The organism is Bradyrhizobium sp. LMG 9283 (genome assembly GCF_045571415.1).
GTDB lineage: Bacteria > Pseudomonadota > Alphaproteobacteria > Rhizobiales > Xanthobacteraceae > Bradyrhizobium.
Genome location: NZ_CP120691.1, coordinates 458878 through 479033, shown reverse-complemented (window position 1 = coordinate 479033; position 20156 = coordinate 458878). Strand labels below are relative to the sequence as shown.

The 20156-nt window shown below is 61.7% G+C and carries 8 protein-coding genes; 4 read left to right on the top strand and 4 right to left on the bottom strand.

Features of this window, described 5'->3' with window-relative positions; all coding sequences use genetic code 11:
- The first annotated feature begins 450 nt into the window (after positions 1 to 450).
- The 4 genes from P6U29_RS02175 (at position 451) to P6U29_RS02160 (ending at position 9035) form a co-directional block, all read left to right on the top strand.
- Positions 451 to 2862 (top strand): DEAD/DEAH box helicase family protein, encoded by a 2412-nt coding sequence (locus P6U29_RS02175; protein ID WP_407116126.1) that lies wholly within the window; start codon positions 451 to 453, stop codon positions 2860 to 2862.
- Positions 2859 to 4091: a restriction endonuclease subunit S gene (locus P6U29_RS02170; RefSeq protein ID WP_407116125.1), complete on the top strand. Its 1233-nt coding sequence runs from the start codon at positions 2859 to 2861 to the stop codon at positions 4089 to 4091. The genes P6U29_RS02175 and P6U29_RS02170 overlap by 4 nt, the downstream gene beginning before the upstream one ends.
- Before the next feature lie 4 nt (positions 4092 to 4095).
- Entirely contained in the window at positions 4096 to 6081 is a 1986-nt protein-coding gene (locus tag P6U29_RS02165; protein ID WP_407116124.1) for an N-6 DNA methylase, read from the top strand.
- A gap of 335 nt (positions 6082 to 6416) precedes the next feature.
- The gene (locus P6U29_RS02160; protein WP_407116123.1) at positions 6417 to 9035 is read left to right on the top strand and encodes an AAA family ATPase; all 2619 of its coding nucleotides are present in this window, start codon (positions 6417 to 6419) and stop codon (positions 9033 to 9035) included.
- Between the two features lie 57 nt (positions 9036 to 9092).
- Here P6U29_RS02160 and P6U29_RS02155 read toward each other — a convergent pair whose 3' ends face one another.
- Genes P6U29_RS02155 through P6U29_RS02140 form a run of 4 tightly spaced genes read right to left on the bottom strand, consistent with a single transcriptional unit; the run spans position 9093 to position 20045 of the window.
- Complete coding sequence (locus tag P6U29_RS02155; protein WP_407116122.1) at positions 9093 to 13247, bottom strand: ATP-binding protein; 4155 nt, start codon at positions 13245 to 13247, stop codon at positions 9093 to 9095.
- Between the two features lie 50 nt (positions 13248 to 13297).
- A complete protein-coding gene (locus P6U29_RS02150) occupies positions 13298 to 14248 on the bottom strand; it encodes a hypothetical protein (RefSeq protein WP_407116121.1) in 951 nt (316 codons plus the stop codon).
- On the bottom strand, positions 14248 to 16074 hold the full coding sequence (locus P6U29_RS02145) for a hypothetical protein (protein WP_407116120.1): 1827 nt from the start codon (positions 16072 to 16074) through the stop codon (positions 14248 to 14250). Before P6U29_RS02145 ends, P6U29_RS02150 begins: the two co-directional genes overlap by 1 nt.
- The gene (locus P6U29_RS02140; protein WP_407116119.1) at positions 16074 to 20045 is read right to left on the bottom strand and encodes a protein kinase domain-containing protein; all 3972 of its coding nucleotides are present in this window, start codon (positions 20043 to 20045) and stop codon (positions 16074 to 16076) included. Before P6U29_RS02140 ends, P6U29_RS02145 begins: the two co-directional genes overlap by 1 nt.
- Between the last annotated feature and the right edge of the window lie 111 nt (positions 20046 to 20156).

The following is a 20156-nucleotide window of genomic DNA, read 5'->3' as shown; positions in this document are numbered from 1 at the left end:
GCGGCGTAATTTTGCACAAAATCCATCGATTGAATGACGGCGTCTCACTGATTCGAAGCGCGGCGCTACGATGCTGGCTTGTCCCGTTCTTGCTTGACCAGCCGATCACACGGCGACCTTTGGTTCGGTCAGGTGGTCGATAGGAATTGGTGCGGGGGCTGCAAGCCGTCAGGCCCCTCGATCATACCTGAGCACATGACGGTGGCTCGCGAGGTCTTCAGCGCCCGCGTTACCGCAGCCACAGCCTCGCCGCCGGCAAGCTCCTGGCGCGCTTCTGCCTCTTGGGCATCGCACGCGGGCGGCCCAGCCGCCCTACCCTCAGCCTCGGTACGCGCCAACCCTGCCAGCCCATCGTGTTGCGCGTTCCTGCAAATTCAGGCTATCTGAGGTAGATGAATGGGTGCGCGCAGGGGGCGCAGATGAAGGGCAAGGACCTGGGGGGGGGCGAATGTGAGCCTGAATGAGGCAGACACGCGCTACCACCTCATTGATCCAGTGTTGCGCGACAAGGGCTACATCAGCCGCGACCGTATCACCCTGGAGACAGTGCTCACCCCGCCGCCGGTGGAGCCCACAGGCCCCAGGGGCCGTCGCCGCAGAGGTCCGGGCCGCACGGACTATCTCTTGTGCGTCCAGGTGAGTGATATGCCCAGGGCAATGCCAGTTGCTGTGCTTGAGGCGAAGAAGGAAGCCGACGATCCGCTCAGGGGCATGCAGCAGGCACGGGGCTACGCCGAGACGTTGCGTTTCGACGTCAAGTACGTTTTTTCCACCAATGGTCACAAGTACGGCGAGTACGACCGGTTCACCGAACTGATCGAGGGGCCATTCGCATTCAGGGATTTCCCGTCACACGTGGACCTTACCGCCCGTTATGCCAATGCGAGCGGCATCGACCTGACGCAGCCTGAGGCGACAATGCTCTTCCAGGCAGATAGCCCGGCCTGGTCGCAAACCCGCTACTACCAGGATGCTGCGATCCGCGCCGCGTTCGAAAAGATCATCCTTGACCGCAAAGCTGGCGCATCACCACGTGTCCTGCTCACGCTCGCCACCGGCGCGGGCAAAACCATTATCGCCGCCAACTTGCTGTGGCGCCTCGCCCAGGCCGGCCAGTTGCCTAAACCGGCGCTGTTCCTCTGTGACCGCGACGAACTGCGTGAGCAGGCCTACACGAAGCTCAAGGCGGCGTTCGGCGACAACGCGCGCATCGTCAAAACCGAACGTGGCGGCAATGCAGCCGCCAATGCGCGCATCCACATCGCCACCTACCAGACGCTGGGTATCGACGACACGGGCGACGCCAGCTTCCTCACCGAGCACTACGGTGAAGATGCGTTCTCCGTCATCGTTATCGACGAGTGCCACCGATCCGCCTGGGGCAAATGGTCTGAGGTGCTGCGTCGCAACCCGAATGCCATCCACATCGGCCTCACTGCCACGCCGCGCAAACTTGAGGAGTCCGAGAAGGCCACGGCCGAGGACCACGAAATCACGGCCAACAACCGTGAGTATTTTGGTGAGCCGGTTTACGAATACACGCTGATCCAGGCGCAGGAAGACGGCTATCTGGCGGCCTGCGAGATCGTCAAGCGCAAGGCCAGCATCGACAGCGCCGTTTTCACCAAGGAAGAACTGCTCCAGGTAGGCGTGCGCGACCTCAGGACTGATCGGTTGCTGACCGCCGAGGACCTCACCAAGGATCAGTACACCGGCAAGGACTTCGACGACGAAATCTTTATCGAGCTGCGCACGCCCAAGATGTGCGAAGACCTGTTCAACCTTCTCCGCGAGAACGGCGGTCCGGAACAGAAGGTCATCATTTTCTGTAACCGCGAGATCCATGCCGACCGCGTGGCCCAGCATATGAACAACCTGTATGTGCGTTGGTGCAGGGATCAGGGCCGCACACCGAAGGACCTCTACGCCTTCAAGTGCATGGGCGGAGCCAACAATGGGGCTGACCTCATCGAACCAATGCGTGGCTCCAGCGAGCGCGCCTTCATTGCCTGCACAGTGGATTTGCTTGAGGCCGGCGTAGACATCGAGCGGCTCAATGCCGTGGTGTTCTTCCGTTACCTGCAATCGCCCATCAAGTTCTACCAGATGGTCGGACGCGGCACCCGCATCCACGAGGAATCAGGTAAGTACAAGTTCTGGCTTTACGACTACACCGACGTCACAAGCCTCTTTGGCACCGAATTCATTACCAAGCCGCCGCGCTCGGGCGGAGGTGGACGCAAAGACGATGAAGGCGACGAGGGAGGCGGTGGCGGCGAGGGGGGCGATGGCCCAGCCGTAGGCGAGGTCGGCGGCAAGCCCGTCGTCATCACGGCGCAAGGCCGTTTCATCGTCGTCAGCCGCGACGGCAGGGATACACCTGTGCCAGTGGAGGAGTACCGCCGCGAGGTGCTCGGCCGCGTGCTGAACGAGGCGCACACGTTGGAGGAGTTCCGCGCGCTGTGGATCGAGCCGCATAAGCGCCGCCAGTTCATCGAGCACTTGCTGGGAGAGCGGCTTGACCCCGACCTGATTCGCGATGAAGACCGGATGAACGACTTCGATCTCTACGACTACTTCAGCCACCACGGGTACCACGCCCGCGCCTTGAGACGACCTGAGCGCGGCGATCTGTTCCTCACCCACAACCAGCCCTGGTTCGCCGCCATGCCGGAAAACGCTGCCATCGTGCTCAAGGGTTTGGGCCATCAGTTCGCCCAAGGAGGCACCGACGCGCTGGAAACCCCGGCGCTGTGGGAGGTGCCGGCCATCAGAGTCGCCGGCGGTCTGGATGCACTCCGTCCTTTGGGTGCGCCCGTGCAAGTCATGCGCGAGGCCAAGGGGAGGTTGTTTGGGGTATGACGGGCCAAAGCACCCTCGGCGAAATCCTCTTAGACATCCAAGCTGGCAAGAGCTTTCAGACCGCCGAAACCCCCGCGCGGCCTGATGAGTTGGGTGTGCTCAAGGTCAGTGCTGTGACTTGGGCGGAGTTCCGCCACGATGAGGCCAAGGCACTTAGGGGGGCTTACCAGCCCGATGATAGCCATAGGGTCCGAGCGGGTGACCTGCTGATCTCCCGTGCCAACACAAAGGAATTCGTTGGTGCCGTAGTGTTGGTAGACCGGGACTACCCGCTCCGTCTTTTGTCCGACAAGACCTTGCGTCTTGTAATCAACGAGAACCTTGCCAACAAGGAATACCTGCTGTTCGCCCTGCGTGCGCCGAAGGCGCGCAAGCATATCGAGCACTTCGCGACGGGAACAAGTGACTCTATGCGAAACATCTCGCAAGGGGTCATCACGTCGATTCCAATTGATCTCCCGCCGCTTGATGAGCAATGCCGCATTGCCGCCCGCCTGAAAATCCAACTGGAGCAGGTGGGAACGGCGTGGCAAGCGGCTAAGGAGCAAAATCGGGAGGCTGAGGCGCTGCGCGCCTCTATCTACCGCGAAGCTTTCCGCAAGGCCGTGCCGGTCGCAGTGCCGCCAAATCTCGGCGAATCGCCCTCCCAATGGCACTGGCACAAGCTCTCTGATGTCGCTCGGCTAGAAAGCGGTCATACGCCAAGCCGCTTGCGGCCCGACTGGTGGGGTGGCGACGTCTCGTGGATATCGCTAACCGAGATCCGCGCTCTCGACGGGCAATGGGTCGAGGGTACGCAACTGCGTACCAACGAGGCAGGCATCGCCAATTCGGCGGCGCGTGTCTTGCCGCGAGGCACTGTGTGCTACTCGCGCACAGCCTCGGTAGGTTTCGTCGCCATTATGGGCCGCCCTATGGCAACGAGTCAGGATTTCGCAAACTGGGTATGCGGCAATGCCCTGGACCCGGAGTTTCTGATGCATGCACTGATCCGTTCGCGCGCTGAATTGCGCGAACTAGCGACCGGCGCCACGCATAAAACGATCTACATGCCTACGCTTGAGAGCTTCCATGTGTGTGCGCCGGAGCCGAATGAACAACGGCTCATCGTGAAGGCGCTGAAGAAACAACTCGTTGAAGCGGACACGATCCGTTCCACGCTAATCCAGCAAGAGGCCACGGTTTCAGCTTTACCGCAGCGCATCCTCGCCCAAGCTTTCGAGATCTGAAAATATGGCCCGACCCGAGAAAACCAACAAAGCACCCAAGGCTATCGCCTCCACGCAGTCGCTTTCAGCTTTCGTCAAAAGCATTTGCGACATCATGCGGCGCTCAAACTGCGCCAGCGCCCTGCAGTACGTGCCGGAGCTGACGTGGATTCTGTTCCTGCGCATCCTCGACGCGCAGGAGGCGCGAGATCAGGAGAAGGCGGAGGTGGTGGGCGCGAGCTTCACACCCGCCTTGCGCGCGCCCTATCGATGGCAGGACTGGGCGGCGCCCTGGTCCGACAAGCCCGAGCACCCCAAGACGCCCGAAGGCAAGCCATTCGGTTGGAAGCGGCAGGAGTTGTTCGCAGCGGGCGACGGCAAGCTGTTCGAGTTCATCAACAAGGCGTTGCTTCCGCATCTGCACAGCTTGGACATCGACATGCGCACCGGGCTGCCCAACCCGGCGGCGGCGCCGAAGCAGCGTGTCATCGGTCGCATCATGACGGCTGTAGAGAAGGTTCGGGTGGATTCCGAGACGAACCTCCGCGACATCTTAGACCGGGTCCACGAGATCAGCATCGATCATATCGACGACACCCATTTCTTTACGCTGTCTCAGGTCTACGAGGACCTGCTGCTCAAGATGGGCGAGAAGAACTCCGACGGCGGCCAGTTCTTCACGCCGCGCGAAGTGATCCGGGCGATGGTGCACACGGTACCTCCCAAACTCGGCCAAACCGTGTACGACCCCTGCTGCGGTACGGGAGGCTTCCTGGCTGTGGCCTACGAGCACATTGCGCGGAAGCTGGGCGAGAGCGCCACCAGCACGGATTTGGATACCCTCAAACACGAAACCTTCTTCGGCCGCGAGAAGGAGAACCTGGTGTACCCCATCGCGCTTGCCAACCTGGTGCTGCACGGCATCGACCAACCCAACCTGTGGCACGGCAACTCGCTGACGCGCCGCGCCACGTATGGCGCGCTGTTCGAACAGGCGCCCAAGCAGTTCGACGTGATCCTGGCCAACCCGCCCTTCGGCGGCAAGGAGGGCAAGGACGCGCAGAAGAACTTCGCCTTCGAGACCAGCTCCACGCAGGTGCTGTTCTTGCAGGACATCCTCGCCGAGCTGGCAGAAGGTGGCACCTGTGCCATCGTGCTGGATGAGGGCCTGTTGTTTCGCACGAACGAGAGCGCCTTTGTCGAGACGAAGCGCAAGCTGCTGGACGAATGCGACCTGTGGGCCATCGTGAGCCTGCCGGGCGGGGTGTTTTCCACTGCCGGTGCCGGCGTCAAGACCAACCTGCTGTTCTTCACCAAGGGCAAGAAGACAGAGCGCATTTGGTACTACGACCTGTCACACGTGAAGGTGGGCAAGAAGACGCCGCTCACACTCGCGCACTTCGGTTTCGGCAAGGCCGGCAACGTGCTGCCCGACGCGCAACTACCCGCTACGCTTTCAGCGGAGTGGTCAGCCGATGAGACCAACGCTGGTAATCACTTCCCGAGCTACGCGACGCTGCTGCCCCATCGTGGCAGCCCGCAGGGCGACAGCCGCTATTCGTGGACGATGGACTTCGCCGCTCGCCGTGCCGAGGCGCGGGCGAAGATGCAACCCTTGTTGGAGCAGTCCACCGCGATCCGCACCGAGGTGGTGGACCTGAAAGAAAAGCTTAAACGGCTGAAAAGGAATGGAGAGCCAGAATCCGAGATTACTGCTGTCGAGGCGCGCATCCGTGAACAGGACAAGGCTGCTCGCGACTTGGAAGCGGAAGCCGCCGGCATCGACGCGCAGGTGTTCGATCTCAAAGCGGTCAACCCGAACGCGGTCGCCAAGTTGGATGACCGCACGCCGGTGCAGATAATCCGGAATATTGAGGCCCAGGGCCGCATCGTGGCGCAGGCGCTAACGCGCCTCAGCGCATTAATGGCCGCCGAAGAACTCATCGAAGACGGATCCTCAAACAGGGAGCCGGCGGTTGCCGTCGGCGCAAGGACGAGGTCTTGGAGCTGATATCTACCGTCAGCCGAATTGATCTGGTCGGCAACAGATTTTCCAATGTGGCGTTTGGGTGCTTGGTGCGGCGGTAGCCGAGAGAGCGGCCAACACTTTCGCCACATCCGTGAGGTCAATCAACCACGAGAGGCGGCCGTGTCGTCAGCTTACGCTGCATGCCGTGCGCTGGAGTCTAAGCATGGCAGCAGCGAAGCGCAACATCCGGCCTGCAGCTGCAATATAGACTTTCTGCTACTCAATCTCTGCATGTAACTGAGCCGATCTTGCGTTATGTCAGCAGAATCGGTGCCAGAATGGGGAACTCAGGATTGGCTCCGCTGAGGGGGCAATCCATGACGGCAGCGCAGCCTAAATCCGTCTTAGACATGATCCTCGAATGGTCGTTGGATCGTCCTCTCTGGCAGCGGGATGCGCTGCGCCGGATCGTTGCCAACGGCAAGCTGCTGCCGGAGGATCTGGCTGAGTTGGTACAACTATGCCTCAAGGGCCGAGGCGCGAGAGACATCGAGCTAAGCGCGACGCCTCTAGCCGCCGAACATGTGCCGGCTGTCGCTGCGGCGGAAGCTGCAATCTCCCTGACCTCCATTGCCGATGTGGCAGGGGTCAATCGGCTTGCCAGCGGCCAAACATTGTCATTTGAGCCCACCGGTATCACTGTGATTTATGGCGACAACGGCGTCGGCAAATCAGGCTATGCGCGTATCCTAAAGCGCGCCTGTCGAGCCCGCTTCGTTGGCGATCTGCTGCCCAACGCCTTCGATCCATCTGCCACTCAGACTGCGAGCGCGACAATCGCCTATGCTGCCGGGAACGTGGCCGCACCTGCGATCCCTTGGGTTAACGATGGCAAGCCGCACCCGATTCTGTCGGCCGTTTGGGTCTTTGACCGCGACAGCGGCGCGGTACATGTACGAAGCGAAAACGAAGTGGCTTTCCGCCCTTTCGGGCTCGACATTCCCGATGAGCTGGCAGGCGTCTGCCAAGCGGTCAAGGAGGCGTTGGCGGCCGAGCAGGGTAAGCTGGAAGCCGCCCGGGATGCCGTGTTCATCAAGCCGATCTTCAGCACCACTTCGCCAGTCGGGAACATTCTATCCAGTTTGACGCCGGCAACGGATTTAGCGGCCCTTGAGGCATTGGCGCCCATCTCCGAGGCAGAGGAAGGCCGGCTCGTTCGCCTGAATGAGGATTTGGCGCGCGATCCGCTGAAAGCTGCCGGCGAGGAGCGCGCTCTGGCCTTATCCCTACATCGCTTTGCCGATGATCTAGCGAACGCCCTTGCGGGCGCGACAGACGAGGTGCTCTCGAACCTTCTTGCCCTGGCTGAGGACGCACGCCAGAAGCGCGGCGCCGCAACGTTTGCTGCGGAAGCGGCCTTCGGGAGCGCGCCAATCAAAGGTGTTGGTGGAGCAGCGTGGCGCACCCTTTGGGAAGCGGCACGGCGGTATTCGGAGCAGGTCGCGTATCCTGAGGGCCCGTTTCCCCCTGCAGCGGGCGACGCAATATGCGTGCTCTGTCACCAGACACTGCCCGAGGAGGCCGCAACGCGCATGAGCAGCTTCGAGCGCTTCGTGAAGGCAGATACAGAGAAGCTCGCCCAAGAAGCAGAGCGCAACTTCGAGAAAGCGCGTCTCGCTTTAGCATCGAAGCCTGTTCGCATCGCCGCTTTTCCACTACGACGCCAGCTTGCGATCCGTGCTCCATCAGTTGCTGCGGCCGTCTTACGTAGTCTTGCGGCGGCCCGCTTGCGCCGCTTCATCTGTTTGTCGTCATTGAATCAGCCGGGGACGGTGCAGATGCCGAATCTGCCGGCCGATCCAGTCCCCCTGACGCGACAGCTTGCAGAGGATACAGCTCGCTACGCAGAGGAGTTGGCTGCGGCGGCCGATCTGGCCGGCCGCAAGCGCTTAGAAGATGAGCGCGATGCCCTGCGAGATCGCAAGGCGTTGGACGTCCTGCTGCCGAAGGCCAGGGCCGAGGTAACCCGGCTCGCACAGCTAGACCGGATCGCGAAATGCCTAACTGAAACGGGCACCAGGGCTATTACCACCCTCGGCAACAACATTGCCGATTATGTCATCACGCCGCGAGTGCGGGATCGCTTCCAGGAAGAGATTCAGAAACTCGCGGCAAGCCGGGTACGCGTCGATATCGTGCGCTCCGGTGGCAAATATGGGTCGCCACAGTATCAAATTCGCCTTTTCGCAAACGAGACGGCGAAAGTGCATTCCGTCCTCAGCGAAGGCGAGCAAACGTGTGTTGCGCTCGCTGTGTTCCTGACCGAGCTGGCGACCGCCGCCCATGCCTCATGCTTGGTGTTCGACGATCCTGTCTCCTCGCTGGATCACCGTTGGCGCCAAAAGGTTGCAGAGCGCTTGGTCGAGGAGGCTGGCGTACGCCAAATCGTAGTATTTACGCATGATCTGGTGTTTCTGAACGACTTGCAGACGCTGGCACACAAGAGCGGCGTAGCGCTCAAGGAGATATCCCTGACGCAGAGCGGCCTCGGCGCCGGTATCGTCAACAATGGTCTGCCTTGGGCAGGCCAGAAGGTCAAAGAACGGCTCGACAACCTTGAAAAAGAAGCGCGGGCCGCTGCGAGGTATTACGAGGCGCATGACGATGAGGCATACAACGCTGCGGTCGTCACCTTCTACAATCGGCTTCGCAGTACTTGGGAGCGAGCCTTAGAAGACGTCGCATTTTGCAATGTGGTCAACCGTCACCGCGACTACATCAACGCCCGCGACCTGAAGAAGGTAACGGCGCTCACCGAAGCCGATGCAACGGCCTGGGCAGCAGGCTTTAAGACCTGTTGCGACATTACGGACGCTCACGATCCGTCGCGTGGGCGCAATGCCGCTTCACCACCACCGGCAGATTTGCTTAAGCATATCCGGGACCTGTCCACCTGGGTCACCAATCTCCGGGAACGGCAGAAGCAGCTTCAGTAGACCCACTCCAACGGGACGGCCGACATTACTCACGGCGACGTCCGAGTCAGGCGTTACTCAGCCCGTGGAAAGACGGAGGGTCAGCGGTTTTGCGGTTGCCGCGCTAAATAACATCGCGTGATAAGGTTCGAGTGACTTGAGACGATCAGTGGTGCGCTGCTGATCCGCCGTAGGACCGGTGTTGCGCGCCAGAGCTCTGGCATCGGCCTCGGTGACACGTAAGACCAGATAGCTTGCCACTGCTTCAAACAGCGCACCATCGAAGTCTCGCACCCCTTGCGAGGCAAGCGCCAGCGCCAGCCCATATTTGCGACATTCCTTGGCAAAGCGCGGGATTAACTTGAGCTTGGCGGCGCGATGCGCCTCGTCGAAGATGATCGCATTGGTGAGGCGGTTCTGGACGCCGCGGCGGAACATGTCCTTGTAGATGCTATAGAGCACGAAGGCTGCAAAGGCGCGCTGGACGATATCGTTGGTGCTCAGGTGCACGCGTATCAAAGTCGGTTGCGGGGCGCCGAGGATCCCGGCGTCCTTCTGGTCACCGTCGAAAAAGCCATAGTCCGCGAGTTCCTGGAGCCGCGCGAGCAGGTTCTGATTCGGCTTGGGGCGAGATTTCAGGATGTCGAGAAACGATCGGAACCGCGGCGGCTGTGGCCGCTCGCGGGTCCGATCATTCCAGCCCAAATCGTCATAGCTTTGCTTGATCGCGCCACGCAGTTCCTCGAGTTGGATCTCACCAAGGTCGGGAAAGATCGAGGCGAAGATATCGCGCAGGGTCCCGGCAACATCGATATACGCCATGGGCCCCGGCGCATCGACGCGCAGCGGATTGAATCCCAGACCATCGAAGTCGATCGTCCGCATCGGTCCAATCGCTGCAGCGAGCTTGTCGTCGATATCGTCGTGATAGGAAAAGATCACCGGTGCGATGCCGGCCGCGGTAAGCTGCTTGGCGATGTTAATAAGGGAGGTGGTCTTCCCCATGCCGGGCAGGCCGACCATCATCACATGCGGATTGGTGCGGATCGAGACGGGCCAGCAGACCGGCACACCCGTGAGCGTCTCGCCGAGCCCAATCTCGACTGGGTCGGTCCGAGTTATGTGTAATGCACTTGCTGGCATCTCTGGCAGCGTAGGGGGCACAATTTTCGGGGTCGCTTCGTCGGTCGCCCCCCCGCTGAGTTCGCCTGGCACGTCCTGATCGCTCACTTGCCCAGAGTGTGATTGTGGCGGCGCTGGCGCGTCGTCGGATGTAACTCGGTTTGAGGCGATCTCAGCAGATCCAGGCGCTTGCGAAAATGGCGATTGCGGCGTGGGTCGGGTGGCCGCCTTCTCGCGCGGCGGCGGCTCGCCGCGGTCGGGCGTGTCATGACGCCCATCTGACGGCGCGGAATCGTCGTCGCGGGCAAGCCCAGCTAAATCGGCGGCTGCGGCAGGCTCGCCGAGCGTGAGCGGCAACATCGGGCGTCCGGCCCCCACACCGTCTTCATCAGGCAGGAGCGTTGGTCCAAACAGCCACAACCCAGTGTCGCTGCCTTCTGAAACAATCCGCTCCGCTTGACCGGTGCGATGTTCCGGGCAGAATATATAGCCCACGTCGGAATCGCTGACCGATCCGGGCTGATAGACGTCCTTAAGGACTAGCTGGTCGATCTCGTTGGTCAACCGTGCATAGGCGCGATCTGATAGCCGATGGCGTCTGGCACGATCGACATAGAAGCGTAGCAGCTTGGTGAGCTGCGCGCGGCGGACGACGCGGTCGAGCGGCGCTAGTGTCTCGCTAAAGAACCAATCCATCCAGCGTTGCCTAAGTTCGCTCATCTGCGCGACCATATGCTCCAGCATGTCGGGCTGGCGGGCGGTTCTGAGATGTTGGCGATGTTTGACTTCGACGAACCGGAACTCAAGCGGACCTCGCGTCGGCGCGCTCACATGGATGAAGTCAGCGCGTCGGGCGCTGTCGCCATCGGCCTCGGCCATTAGCACGATGGGTGCGTGATCGGCGATCTCGTCAACCGGAATGAGCATGCCCTGCTCGACGTTGAGCCAGGTGCTCCCTCGGCCACCCGCCGCGACGCAATGCGCATGCATAAGAGCAAGGGCTATCAGCTCGCCGGTCCGCGTGCCGCCATCGGAAAGCCGAATCGCCAAGCGGCCGCTCAGTGCTTTGAGTTGGTTGACCAGGAATCGGCTGTTTCGCTCGCTGCTGCTCAAACCCATACCGCCAAGCGCTTCGTCGACGAGATCACGAACCGAATCGAGATTGGTGGTCGAGGTGACGAGCTGGATCGCGGCGAGGTCGGTGCGCTCGGGCACCGTGTCGATCACGAACCGTTCATAAGTGTCAGGGCTCTCGCGCGGCGCATCGAAGTAATCAAGTGCGGCATTGCGGTCGAGCGTGATCACCCAGTCACTGCGGTCATGCAGCCGATCGAGGCGAATGCGATCCTCAGCAGGCAGCTTTGTCTTCAGCACCGGCCAATCGGTGGCGGCTCCGCCAAGCGCTCGGGCGGTTGCACGTGCTGTCGCACGGTCAATGCGGCGCAGCCGATCGCTTGCGGTGCGATTGTCGGGGCTCGGCTCGCCGGTCAGTTCGGGCGCTGCATAGGTGACCCAGGCCAGCTCCTCGCCGTCCAACGCGTGTCGTTCGAGGGTACGAATGAGCCCCCATGCGTGCAACGGGCGCGAGTCTGACAATGTTGCTGCCGGAATAATGTCGAGCTCAGTGCGAAACAAATCGAAGGCCAGGCTGACGTGCGCGGCGCGCACGGCATTCCAAGCGGCGTCGTTGTCGATGGCCGGTTCTTCCTGCTTGGCCCATCTCAAGCGAGGAACCAGGACCTCACCTGGCCGGGCAGCCGTGTCGGCAAGCCACCGATCGCGCGCATCGAGAACGTGCCCGCCGGCACGCCGTCGACGCCCAACACTTGCCAGAAACTGACCCGCGCTGGTCGAGTTGGCTGCATGGAAGAGATCGAGCGTGAAGCACAGCGAGGAAGCGGCTTCATCGTCTTCATCGACGCCGCGCGCCGCGAGCGTTTGGCCAAGCGCTCGGGCTACGGTCAGCCCATCGCCAGCACGCCAGGCCTGGATGGTGAGAAGATCGGGGCGCTCGCCGCTTGCGCCGCCATAGCAGTCGAGATAATGGCCAAGCTCGCGAGCGATCGCGCCGGCGCTGGCTTCACCGATAGATGGCGCCGATGCAACGTTGTCACTCATGCACGCGGCCAAAAGCGCGGTCGCGGCTTTGGGTTCGAGCTCACCATCGAGCGTCATCGCGACCGTGTGGAACCCCAGCACGTCGGCAAAGACAAATCCGCGTGTACCCGCTGTTCCAGGCAGCGCGAAGGGAAAGAAGGCGGAGTCAACTGGCGAGACCGACTTCTGGACGTGACTCGGCGACAGACCCTGCTCGTATCGTGCATGCGCGATCGCTTGGTCATAATGAGCATGCCACGCGAACCGCACCGGATGGAGCGGCGTAACCAAGAGGCCAATGAGCTGTCCCGATTGGCTACGAACTTCAATGGTGCCGTGCCGCGCAAGCGCGGGGGCGCCGCCATCCAACGCCTTCTCCCACGCGTTGACATAACTGTCCGCCGCGCTCCAGCCGCTGGTGAGCACTCGGCCGAGCAACCCGGCGGGCCCTAGTTCGCCAGCAAGCTTGCGGCAGGCATCTCGGGCGCGCTCTGTGGTCGGGCTAATATCGTCCGGTTCGAGTTCGACGAATTGCAAGGGACCGATCGGCGAGCCATCAGCGCGGACGACCTGGATCCAATGGCCGATCGGTCCGCCTCGAGCCTCCCAATCTCTTTCCACCACGCGCAGCAACCAGGGGCGATAGACGCGCGCCCCGCGGCTCGCGGCTTCACCCTTCCAGTTTATATAGCCCTTCCGGTCCTCGACCGGACGCGTCGCCGCCTCTGGCCCAGCTACCAGTAGGTCAAACTGTTCGCGATCGCCAACGCCGATCGCACCTTCAATGAGCGTGCGTACCTCCTGGCCGGACGCGCTGCTGAGCGATTTAATTGCTTCACCAAATTCGAGCGTGAATGGCTCGCTTTGCACGACAGCGATGTCATCTCGGCCAATTGCGGTCACTTGGACGATCGCGTCGAACTTCTCGTTGCCTTCGAGTTCGTCGAAATCATCAACGCCGATCACGACCTGCTGATAGCGATGGTCGCGATGGCTGACAACACGCTCGGTCAATACGTCCTCGCCGGCAATTACTGAGATACGATAATCGACACTGCCAGCCGCTAGTCCATCTGGGTTCGTAGTCCAACGTACCACACACTGCGCGCGGTCCTTGGTCGCGCATTGCGATCGAGAATGAGCCGCGGCGTAGTCTCTTCGCCTTCTGCGTTGATGAGCCCCGACCATTTGAGCAATTTGCCTTTCGTATCGCGCCAGGACGTGAGCTGGATCAGGCGCAGCGCCTCGCTGGCAAATCCCGGCTTGATAGCGCCAAGCCAGAGATTCGGCTGGTCCTCGATGCGGCGGGCGGATTCTTCGGGACTCAAGCCCGCCACTAAGCGCAGCGCCCTTTCGAGTTCGGGGCCGTGGGTATCAGCTTCATCAAGGACGAGCGCCCGCACGCGCTCGGAGACCACGCGCGTGTCGCTCACATAGAGCAAGCGATCGGCGAGTTCGGCTGACAAGTCGAGCTCGCTGCTCGAGGGATCACCCTCGCATGCGATTGGCCACAGCCCCAGGCGCGCCACGGCCCGGCCGGCGTTCTGCGACGCGCTGACATAGAAATCGAACTTGGCCCAAGGCGTCACTCGGCGTCGTCGACCAAGCCGTTCGGCACGCCGGATCGCCTCATCGAGCACACTCATATGCCCCCAGAAGGGCCTGCGCGCGAGAGTGAGCGCCTCATTGAAGAGCTCGGCTTCACCGATCTCGCGCCCGGCGCTGTAGATGCCATCGAGACCCGCGCCCGCGCGTAACGGATCGATGATTAAGAGCGCGGCATCACCCTTGTCCTCGCGTTGTTCGACCGCCTGATCGGCGGTAATACGGCGTGTGCCAGTGATATCGATCACTGCGTTGATGGTCCAGCCCGGGATATGAAACGCGTCGCTATCAGCCAGCACATCGACCTGGTCAGACGTCAAGCAACGTAGGAATGCAATTGAACCCGGGACTGGAGCGCTCAAGATATTGGTGATCGCCTGCGCGAACAATTTGGCGTGTTCGGGTCCCATCACGCTGCATCCTCCATCGCTCCGTCGCGATCCTGGTGCGCGCGATAGCGTGCTTTGAGCTTCTTCATGCGTTCGGCATCATTGACCCCAGTTAACAAGCCCAAATCGCGCAGTCGTCGTTCAAGCATGCGACGATTGCGTTGCAGAAGGTCGCTCGGCACCGCGAGATTCGGCGGCGCGCGATCGATATAAAAACCATAGTTCTCCCTGAGGATGCGCAAAAAAGCAGGGTACGATAACGACTGCGCTTTACGCCCTTTACCGTTGAGGCGTACGTGGCGGTGGACCAAATATTCGATCACGGGGTTGGTGAGAACAAAGGACAAAGCGTCGCCGCGACGATGCTGTCCTTTCCTTCGGCTTTGATACAAGGCCACCTTGCGCCGCTTAGCGAGCCCGTTCACCTCGTCGATCATCAGCGCTGAGGATAGGAAATTGTTGAGCCGCTCCTTGCCGCCATTGGCGGACCCAGTGAACGCCGCACTCAGGGCCTCGGCGAGCGAGCGCCCGGGATCGTCCTCGCCGCCTTCCTCGCCAAGCAGCGTACGCAGCTCGAGATCCTCGGCTTTGTCCGCTGCTTCGCGCAGCTTGCGCGCGGTCTTGCTGAAGTAGCGCCGCGCGTCACGCGCCTCCTCATGGACGCCGTTGAGAAAGCTCCCTAGAAGGTTCAGCCATTGTGTGGCGTTGGGCGAGGTCGGCGGAAGCGTGCGTCGATCTATGTCGGACTCGTTGCGGACGTAATAGTCGAGTAGGCGTGCATGCATGAGGATAGCGGGCAGCCGGTTGACGGCCTGACGAATCAGAAAACCGCTCTCCTCTGAGCTTGCCCGCAGCGCCGGATCGGACCCGCTCGAACAATCCATGAATAACGGGAAACTGGTCGCCGTGTCCACTTCCGGTATTTCACCGTCCGCTCCCCAGCGGTTCATGATGTCCACCGTCGCGGCGAAGATCACGGTTAGCCCGACCGCCATTGCGGATTCGAGCATAGACAAGAGTGCCGCACGCGGGGTGGCATCGCCGCGCGCATAGCAATCGAGAAACACAAGCAGATCATTTCGGAATGTGTCGGCCGCGCGGACCGCAATCGGTCGCTGATTGGGGATCGGCCCGGGATTCTGTCGCCCGACTGCCTTGCTCGGCGCCTCGCCGCAGCCCTGAGCAAGCCGAACCGTGAGCAACTGATCGAGCGGCAAGGGGACGGCCTCGTCGAGCGTGTCCGACCTAAGATCGCTCTTGAGTGCGCCGATCGTCTGCGTTCCCGGCGCGAGCGCGGCGAGGAGCTCATTGTCCTGGACACGTGCGCCTACCCTGTAGCGCCCGCGCTCGGCAAAGGGTTCGACCATATCGCCCTCACGCTGGTTGCTGATCAACGCGGTCACCATCTCGGGTACGCCGCGCAAGTTTGCAGCGGTAAGCGGAAGGTCGATCCAGGACGCGAAATAATGATTGGCAAAACAGCGCTGGATTTGTTCGTCGTGCGATTCGACGCGGCGCTTGTTCTCAAGGATCGAGGTAAGCAAAAAATCGCCGAGGATCGCGCGCCCGATGTCGCTGTCGAATCCATCAATCGTCGGATCGGCAACGAGACGCGAGACCGTGGATTTGATTGTCGGCGTGCCGCCCGCGCCATAGGTTTCGGCAAAACGTCCCTTGCCGCGGCGATGCCCCCAGCGAAACAGGTAGAGCACCATCGGCAGGATCGCCCCGACCGAAAAATCCTGCGGTGTAAAGGGAAAAACCGGGGGATAGGTACTGGTCCAGATCTGGGCGGTCATGTGATTGCCGAGCACCGACTCGACCACTTGGCGGGTTTCGTTCGGCATCAGGCCGACTCCTGGGTAAGCAAGATCAACTGGCGGTCGTCGCGGGTTGCAACGGACAAGCGATGGATTCGCTCGCCATCCGCCGGATTCCAGGCGTTGAGCGCGCGCTCGTCTTCCTGCGCAAGCCGGCTGGTAAAGACCCCGAGATTGGCGAAAACGTCGTCGGAGAAGGCGTCCAGGATCTGTACGCCGTCGGCGAGATCCATAAGTAGAGCATAAAGCTCGAGCGGAACAACGAGCTCCTCCACCCCGCCGTGTGCGGATTGAAACCGCAAAGTGAGGAAGCGGTGTAGCGTCTCCGAGCCCTCGGTCACTTGGAATCGCTCGGGCTCGAGCGAGAAGCGGGCCAGCGACTTCTCGATCCAAAAGGCCGTTTCGGTCGGCGTGCGCGGGACGACGCGGATCGGCACCCGATCATCCTGGCGATAGGCCGACTCGGGTAAGGCTTCGAGCCGCGACAACCCCTCGCACAAGCGGCGCTTGATCGCCTCCTGTTCGTCGCTCGAAAACAACGGAAAGTGACGAAATTCAGACGCCCGACGTCCTTCTCGCAAGGTCAACGCATGATCGTCGCCACCGACCGCCCGCACTTGATCGGTCGACCAGGCGAAATAGGCGCGTCGGCGCGCATCGCGCAGCGGCAGCGGCCGCCCGACCATGTCCCGAAAGCGCTGCGCACCATGCGCTGGATCGGGCGTGCCACGCCCAACCAGATAACGATCTATGCGTGCATGGGCCTCAAGGGCCGGATCGAGTCGGGCGAGTTCCCGCAACAACTCACCTTGTCGATTGGGGGACTGTGGGTTGAACGCATGATCGGCGGGATCATGGGGTTCAAGCTCGGGATTGTCGTGCAAGTCCTCGCACGCATAGAGCCCGAACAAGATGTAGCTGATTGCAGCCTTGAGCTCGCGTGCGGTGATATGGATCTCGTTCCGCTGGTGCACAGTCTGGAGAGCGTCGACTAGTCGCGACCTGAGGCGATTGCCCCGCGCGCGAACATCTCGATCGTCGCTGGCCCCCATCATGTCCGCCGAGCGCTTCATGGTACAGCGCGCTTGCGCGGCGCAGTTGCGGCATGGTGCCCAGATCTTAGGAGCCTCGGCGCCGCCGATCAGACGTCCGACCAGTTGGTCGACAAAGTCGGTCGAAATCGTACCGCGCTCAAGGTCGAGACCACCGACGAGCGAGCGATTATTGAGCTCAATCAGCCGGATATGGCGCGGCAGCGCACCGCCCTTGTGGGCAAGCGCCGAGGCAAGATCGCGCGTTAATGCCGTCTCGTCATGATCGGCCTCGGCATGGTCGATCCACTCCATCAGCCGTCCGTCGTTGACCGCGACGAGATGAACGCGGTTGTCATTTGCAGGACCATGAAGGAAGGGGGCGAAGAGTTCATCGAGCAGCGCATCGGCGGACTGTCCCTTCCAGCTCGCCGCGCCATCGAGGTTGATGGTGGCAGCACGGCCAGCAAGCCGGCCCTTCCACACGCGTTCACTGGAAGGCGGCGGGTCACCGCCCAGCGTGCGCACGAGTTGCTGCAGAAACGCGGTCTTGCCGTCGCCGGCATTGCCGCACAGGATCACAAGCGAGATTTCGCCCGAGGCGATGGCCCGGGGGAGCGCGATGTCGAGCGCTGTGGGGACGTAGGTGTCGAATGCGAAATCGGTATCCAACCCGCGAGTTTCAGTGTTGCCAAAGCGTGAACCTGGATAGGCACTGAGGATATCCTTGACGCGCGGCACGAAATTAGGCCGCAGCGGTTCGGGCTCGGCGAGCACCTTGAGGATCGCGGGTTCGATCGGCCGATTGGACGGCAGCGCGTCGCGCAAGCGACGCAGCGCCGCCGCTGCATCGCTAAACCTCCCTTCCGGCGAACTCGCGGTCGCCTGATCAAGGATCGGAATCAGCCTCGGAAAAGCCCCGCGCTCCTCGGTTGTCCAGGCTAAGCCGGAGCCTGTGCTGGCCCATGCGGGTGGGCGATTGGTGATCGCGTGAAATAGGCTCGCAGCGAGGCTGTAGATATCGTCGCGCGCATAGACCGGCGCGCCGTCCCGGCGCTCAGGCGACGCATAGAGCAGCGTCCCGGAGCCGCGCGGTTGATGCCCGATCGGCCCAGCCAGATCATAGTCGATGAGCACGACCTTGGTCTCATCCACCAGGATATTCGACGGGCTGACATCGCCATGCACCCAGCCTTGAGCGTGAAGCGCATCGAGTGCGGCGCACAAGTTCTCAAACCAGCCCAACACGAGCTGCTCAGTCGTGTCCTCGCCGGCCACTTCAGCAATGAACTCAAGGTCGCCCAGCCAGGCATTCAGCGGTGCGCCTTGCGCCCAGCGAAGCAGAGTCATGAGGTCGTTGGCTTGCCAAGAGCTGGCACATTCCAGAACGTTGGACAGACCCTCGCGGAGCGAAAGCGGGCGAAGGCGTTGATAAGCAGCCAGCGAGGCTGGGCCGAGCTCGGGGTTGAATACCGCCTTCCCGACAAAGGTGCCGATTGGTTCGTCATCGTCACCGCTCAATTGCTCAAGCTTGAACGTACGGCCGGCGCCGCCTTGGCCGAGAACTGACACAACGCGATATTTGGCGTCTTTCCAAGTGAAGCGATAGCCTTCGTCCCAGCGCGCGGGCGACACTGGCTCTGGCTCGGCGATCGCTGAGACAGAAGCCTTCGGAGCCTTGTCCTGCAACAGCTCGGCGAGATCGCGTGGGCTTGGCCGATTGTGCGGTGTCGCGTCGAGGCCGAGCGCAAGGATCTCTCGGATATCGCGTGCACTATCGCTCGGAAAAAGCTCGGTCAGGATCGCGCAAAGGCTATAGAGGTCTGATGCCGGGGTCGCTGCCGCGAGACCGTTCGACTGGATCTCCGGTGCGGCAAAGCCGCCAAGCTCATCGGACGTCTCATGGCCGCTGACAGTCTGCGCCGGCGTGAGTCGCGCCCAGCGCCATCCGGCAAACAACGGCGAATTGTCGGCTCGCACCCGCACACTTGCGCCATCGAGCGCGCGGTGGAGCAGCGGGCCGTCGTATCCTTCGGCAAATTCAGCGAGAGCTAGGAGCGCGCGGATTGCAAAATCGCGACGGTCAGCGAACGTCCACTGCGCTTGATCCTTGAGCGCTGCGACCGTTGCTGCTGCGCTGTCGCTCACGCTAAAGAAATACATCTCACCAGCATAATTGGGCAGCGGCTGCCAGGAATCGACGAGGCTTGGGAGAAACAGCGATTTCTGAAAGCGACGAATAACGTCGAACTCGCGGCGGGCACGCCGCTCGGTGAGCTCTGCTGCCTCGCCCGCCGGAGCCGCCGACAGATCATAGCAATGCAATAGCACGCGATCACCAGTCCAGGGATCGCGCGCGGTGAAGATCCGCTGAAACCGGTCGTCTTCTGGTGTCAACAATGTGAGCTCGTCGAAGCGGCCAAGCCGTTTGAGGCGTGCCGCGTCAGCTAGATTGTGGCGCGGGGCAAGACCCGTGGCGAGCTTGTCGGCATTGATCCCATCCGCCGAAGCCGGCGTTGCGATGAGCTCCATCACGTCTTTGAGGCTATAGGCCAGTACTCCTAGAGAGTGGCGGGCCTGCTGCCCATTGCGCTTGAGCGGTCCTGCCTCGCGGGTGAGCAGAAACGCAGCCGGCACGTACCCGAGCCGGGCATCGAGCGCGCGCAGCTTGCCCGCTACGCGTTTGGCCTTAGCAAGTATAAGCTGGGCGGCTGGATCAGCGAGATCGCCTCGCCGCAGCGCCGACCCATCCCAATGTTTGACCTCGATCACCACTGCGCCACCCGGACCGATCGCCACCATGTCGATCTCGTCGGCCTGGCCGTGGGGATTGGGAAAGGTAAGGTTGGTTAAGACATAGGCGGTCCCCGTCCCTTCGACGCGACGGAACGCTTGATCGACTGCTTTAAAGGCCCTCAGTTCGCTTGCATTGGCAAACGGGCCGCACTGCACATGAACGACGCGCACCCTACCCCCCGGTCTTTAACATCTTAGCTGCGACAGCCTCGAATGCAACTCTTCGCCCGCTGCGCCAGAAGAACGCGCCCGACGCGATTCGTCGATCAGAGCGCTCTGCCG